Raw genomic sequence first — 3,794 nt, forward strand, 5'->3', positions numbered from 1 at the left:
GTGCTCGAGGCGATGAAACTCGAGATGCCGGTCGCGTTCACCTCGCCGGGCACGGTCCTCGAAGTCCTCGTGTCACCGGGCGCGATCGTCGAACCGGGCACCCCTCTCGTCGTGATTGGAGCAGAAAACTGATGACTGTCGATGCCGTGAACCGCGGACAGGCCGCCCTGTCCCCCACCGCCCGGGTCGAGGACGCCTTCCGGCGGATCGCCGAGACGGACCGCCCGGAGGTGTGGATCACCCTCCGGCCCGCCGAGGACGTCCACGCCGATGCCGTTGCCGTGCAGGCCCGTCTCGACGCCGGCGAGCACCTGCCCCTGGCCGGGAAGGTCGTGGCGGTCAAGGACAACATCGACGTCGCCGGGCTCCCGACGTCGGCCGCATGCCCCGAGTTCGCCTATCTCCCCGACGTCACCGCGAGTGCCGTGCGCCGCCTGATCGACCGGGGCGCCGTCGTACTGGGGAAGACGAACCTCGACCAGTTCGCGACCGGACTGGTCGGGACACGCAGTCCGTACGGCGCCGTCCGGTGCTCGTGGGACCCCGAACGAGTGTCGGGCGGATCCAGCTCGGGTTCGGCGGTGGCCGTCGCCCTCGGCATCGCCGATATCGGAATCGGCACCGACACAGCGGGATCCGGCCGGGTCCCGGCCGCATTCAACGGCCTCGTCGGGATCAAGGCGACACTCGGCGTCATTCCCGCCGACGGCGTGGTTCCCGCCTGCGTCGACTACGACTGCGTCACCGTCTTCGCCGCCGAACTCGACACGGCCGTGACCGCCGCCCGCATCATGTCGGGCCCCGCGACCGCGGACCCGCGCAGCCGCACGTGGCCGTCCGACGTCCGGCTCGCCGCACCCGCGCACGCACGCGTCGCGATTCCCACGGAAGCAAACCTCGCCCTGCTGACGCCGGAGTACCGCGCGGCGTTCGCCGACACGGTGGCATCGTTGACGGACCGCGGGTTCGCCGTCGAGGCGGTCGACATCTCCCCGCTGCTCGATGCCGCCCGGTTGCTGTACGACGGCGCCGTCGTCGCCGAGCGGTACACCGCCGTCGGGCAATTCCTCGACACGGCGCCTGCGGGTGCCGACCCAGTGGTCACCGCCATCGTCGAGTCGGCGCGCACGCCGGCGGGCCACGAGTTCGCCGCCGACCTCGACACTCTCACCCGCGTCAAGGCGCAGACGCGGCACCTGCTGGCCGGTGTCGACGGACTCCTGCTGCCCACCACCACCGAACACCCGACCATCGCTGCCGTACAAGCGGATCCGATCGGCATCAACCGGCGGATGGGCACCTACACGAACTTCTGCAATCTGCTCGACATGGCGGCGGTCGCCGTCCCGGGCGCCCCGACCGCTGCCGGCGAACCGTTCGGGGTCATGTTCGTGGTGCCCGCGTTCGCCGATCAGGTGGCCGTCGACCTCGCCGCCCGGCTCGTCGGTGTGCCGGCGCCCTCCTTCGTCGAGGAGGGCGTGGAATTGGCCGTGTTCGGCGCACACCTGCGCGGGCAGCCCCTGCACTTCCAGCTCGAGGACATCGGGGCCCGCTTCGTCGACACCGTCACCACCACCGACGCGTACCGGCTCACCGCGCTCGACACCACCCCGCCCAAGCCCGGCCTCGTCCGCCGCGGTCCCGGCGCGGGCTCCCCGATTTCCGGGGAACTGTTCCGCGTGTCCGCCGCGGGGCTGGGCAGCTTCCTCGCAGCGTTGCCCGCCCCGATGGCCCTGACGAGCGTCGAATTGTCCGACGGCCGCGCCGTGGTGGGCTTCAGCTGCACCCACGACGCGGTCGTCGGGGCCACGGACATCACCGAATTCGGCAGCTGGGTTGCTTACGCCCGTGAGTACTTCTTAACCACGGGCGGTTAAGAAGTACTCACAGCGAGGGCGGTGGCGGCAGGGGTCGAGTTGCGGCCGATCAGCCTCTGCAGGTCGCCGCTCTCGGTGTCGAGCGCGCCGACGGCCACGCCGGCATCGGAATCGGCGAGCATGCTCGCGATCGGTGCGGGCAGTCCGGCGCCCTCGAGCGCCGCGGCATAGTCGTCCTGCGGAAGATCCTTGTACGACACCGGCTTTCCGATGACGGAGGAAATGACGTCCGCCAGTTCGCTGTACGTCAGGCGCTCGTCGCCGCCGAGTTCGTAGACCTTGCCCGCCTGCCCGTCGGAGAGCAGGACGGCGGCTGCCGCCTCGGCGTAGTCCTTGCGGGCGGCAGCGGCGACGACACCCGTCCCGGCGCTGCCGAACAGCGCACCGGTCTCGCTTGCCGCGGGAATGCTGCCGAGGTAGTTCTCCCAGTACCAGCCGTTGCGGAGCAGCGCGAAGTCGATCCCGGACTGCGCCAGCCGATCCTCGGTGGCGCGGTGTTCCACGGCCAGCCCGAGCGGGCTGTTCTGTGCGTCGAGGACGCTGGTGTAGGCGACGAAACCGACCCCCGCGGCCTTCGCGGCGTCGATCACGTTGGTGTGCTGGGCAACCCGCTGTCCGACCTCACTGCCGGAGACGAGCAGCAGCTTGTCGACGCCGGCGACTGCGGTCTCGAGTGCGGCGCGGTCGCTGTAGTCGGCCTGCCGGACCTCGACCCCCCGGTCCGCGAGGTCCGCGGCCTTGGCCGGGGTGCGGACCACGGCGACGATGTCGGCGGCGGGTGTTCCCCTGTCGAGCAGTGCCTCGACGACGAGCCTGCCGAGGTGTCCGGTTGCTCCTGTGACGGCGATGGTCATGACGAACTCCTAGCGCGTAGTGGTGCGAGTTGACTGTTCAAGCTCACTTTCCATCATGCACTAATTTTTCGTAAGTGCAAATACTTAGGTAAGTGCTTCCATTTCGTCGGATACACTGGACGCATGTCCGAGCCCGCACACCCCGCACAGGAAAGCGAAGACCGCACCCTCGAAGCGGACGTCTTCGCACGCAACTGCGCGTCGCGCGAGACCCTGCAGACCGTCACCGGCCGCTGGGGTGTGCTCGCGCTCGCGGCACTGACCGAGGGCAACTACCGCTTCAGCGCACTCCGCCGACGCGTCGACGGCGTCAGCGAACGCATGCTGTCGCAGACACTGCAGGCACTCGAACGGGACGGCCTCGTCGTTCGCGACGTACTCGAGGCGATCCCGCCGAAGGTCGAATACAGCCTCACGCCGCTCGGCGCCGAGGTCGGTTCACGCCTGATCGACCTGATCGAACTGGTCGAGTCGCGCGTACCCGACGTGGTGGCGGCGCAGGAGAGATACGACGCCGGTCGGGGCGTCAGCTGAGTTCGTCGAGATCGGACTCTTCGTCGACGATGTGGACCGCGGCCTCCTCGGCCGACGCCGCTCCCCCGTCGATTCCGATGTCGGAGGCAACGAGATCCTTCTCCGTGTCCTCCCCCACACCCTCGTCCTCGGCGAGAAGCCTGCCTGACCGCTGCCGTCCGACCTCGTTGTCGTCGAGGATCTCCGTGTCGTCGTCCTCCTCGAACGCCGGATCCGGTTCTTCCTCCGCGAGCCGCTGATCGAGGGTCTCCCCGTCGCGCTGCTCGGCGGCCGTCGTTCCGAACGCGTCCAACCCGAGCGGCTTCTCCGGCGGCGAATACCCCTCGTCGAGAACGTCGTCCACACCTCGGTCGACCAACGTGTCCTCCGGCTGCAGCTGGTCCTCTTCGTCCAGGCTGTACTCGCCGTCGGATCCTTCTGGCGTGCTGTCCGGCATGGTCATCTTCCCCACGATGCCATCGCGGCGAACACTTCGCCATCGGATCGCGGAACCGATCCGCCGAGAAACGACGAGGGCCCGCACAGAGAC

5 protein-coding genes are annotated in these 3,794 nt (G+C 69.2%); 3 read left to right on the top strand and 2 right to left on the bottom strand.

Features of this window, described 5'->3' with window-relative positions:
- A partial coding sequence (locus ACFTZB_RS43940) for a biotin/lipoyl-containing protein (protein ID WP_378442044.1) occupies positions 1-132 on the top strand: 132 nt, incomplete at its 5' end.
- Positions 132-1,877, top strand: a complete 1,746-nt coding sequence (atzF, locus tag ACFTZB_RS43945) for an allophanate hydrolase (protein WP_378442037.1) — start codon at positions 132-134, stop codon at positions 1,875-1,877. The genes ACFTZB_RS43940 and atzF, both read left to right, overlap by 1 nt.
- Here atzF and ACFTZB_RS43950 read toward each other — a convergent pair.
- Complete coding sequence (locus ACFTZB_RS43950; RefSeq protein WP_378442039.1) at positions 1,874-2,731, bottom strand: SDR family oxidoreductase; 858 nt, start codon at positions 2,729-2,731, stop codon at positions 1,874-1,876. The two genes, atzF and ACFTZB_RS43950, sit on opposite strands and share 4 nt — an antisense overlap.
- Positions 2,732-2,854: 123 nt before the next feature.
- Here ACFTZB_RS43950 and ACFTZB_RS43955 point away from each other — a divergent pair, with 123 nt between their 5' ends.
- Positions 2,855-3,265, top strand: a complete 411-nt coding sequence (locus ACFTZB_RS43955) for a winged helix-turn-helix transcriptional regulator (protein ID WP_378442041.1) — start codon at positions 2,855-2,857, stop codon at positions 3,263-3,265.
- On the opposite strand, the gene ACFTZB_RS43960 is transcribed toward ACFTZB_RS43955, so the two are convergent.
- On the bottom strand, positions 3,258-3,707 hold the full coding sequence (locus tag ACFTZB_RS43960; RefSeq protein WP_378442046.1) for a DUF5709 domain-containing protein: 450 nt from the start codon (positions 3,705-3,707) through the stop codon (positions 3,258-3,260). The two genes, ACFTZB_RS43955 and ACFTZB_RS43960, sit on opposite strands and share 8 nt — an antisense overlap.
- Positions 3,708-3,794: the final 87 nt, after the last annotated feature.

It is taken from the genome of Rhodococcus sp. NPDC057014 (assembly GCF_042673295.1).
Classification (GTDB): Bacteria; Actinomycetota; Actinomycetes; order Mycobacteriales; family Mycobacteriaceae; genus Rhodococcus_F.